Here is a 1399-nt window from a genome sequence, read left to right on the forward strand (position 1 = left end):
CGCAATTCAAGGGGATGGGACGAGTGAACTTGTTCACGAAGCAATCGGAAGTGGTTCCAAGAAAAGCCTCTAAGCTTCAGTCATACGAGACCGTACCGCAAACCGACACAGGTGGGCGAGATGAGTATTCTAAGGCGCTTGAGAGAACTCGGGAGAAGGAACTCGGCAAATTGGTACCGTAACTTCGGGAAAAGGTACGCCCCGGTAGCTTGATTGGTTTACTCCATGAGGGTGAAAGGGTTGCAATAAACTGGTGGCTGCGACTGTTTAATAAAAACACAGCACTCTGCAAACACGAAAGTGGACGTATAGGGTGTGACGCCTGCCCGGTGCTGGAAGATTAAATGATGGGGTGCAAGCTCTTGATTGAAGTCCCAGTAAACGGCGGCCGTAACTATAACGGTCCTAAGGTAGCGAAATTCCTTGTCGGGTAAGTTCCGACCTGCACGAATGGCGTAACGATGGCCACACTGTCTCCTCCCGAGACTCAGCGAAGTTGAAATGTTTGTGATGATGCAATCTACCCGCGGCTAGACGGAAAGACCCCATGAACCTTTACTGTAGCTTTGCATTGGACTTTGAACCAATCTGTGTAGGATAGGTGGGAGGCTTTGAAGCGGGGACGCTAGTTCTCGTGGAGCCAACCTTGAAATACCACCCTGGTTTGTTTGAGGTTCTAACCTTGGTCCGTTATCCGGATCGGGGACAGTGCATGGTAGGCAGTTTGACTGGGGCGGTCTCCTCCTAAAGTGTAACGGAGGAGTTCGAAGGTACGCTAGATACGGTCGGACATCGTGTTGATAGTGCAATGGCATAAGCGTGCTTAACTGCGAGACTGACAAGTCGAGCAGGTACGAAAGTAGGACATAGTGATCCGGTGGTTCTGTATGGAAGGGCCATCGCTCAACGGATAAAAGGTACTCTGGGGATAACAGGCTGATTCCTCCCAAGAGTTCATATCGACGGGGGAGTTTGGCACCTCGATGTCGGCTCATCACATCCTGGGGCTGTAGCCGGTCCCAAGGGTATGGCTGTTCGCCATTTAAAGTGGTACGTGAGCTGGGTTTAAAACGTCGTGAGACAGTTTGGTCCCTATCTGCCGTGGGCGTTGGAAATTTGAAGGGGGCTGCTCCTAGTACGAGAGGACCGGAGTGGACGAACCTCTGGTGTACCGGTTGTCACGCCAGTGGCATTGCCGGGTAGCTAAGTTCGGAAGAGATAACCGCTGAAAGCATCTAAGCGGGAAACTTGCCTTGAGATGAGATTTCCCAGAGCCTTGAGCTCTTTGAAGGGTCGTTCGAGACCAGGACGTTGATAGGCTGGGTGTGGAAGTGCAGTAATGCATTAAGCTAACCAGTACTAATTGCCCGTACGGCTTGTCCCTATAACCTTAGCAGGT

1 rRNA gene is annotated in these 1399 nt (G+C 51.4%); it reads left to right on the forward strand.

The window, feature by feature from the left end:
- Positions 1-1384, forward strand: a 23S ribosomal RNA gene (locus tag ACQ4WR_RS28255); the annotation flags it as partial.
- Between the last annotated feature and the right edge of the window lie 15 nt (positions 1385-1399).

It is taken from the genome of Janthinobacterium amylolyticum, from assembly GCF_051380655.1.
Taxonomy (GTDB): domain Bacteria; phylum Pseudomonadota; class Gammaproteobacteria; order Burkholderiales; family Burkholderiaceae_D; genus Janthinobacterium.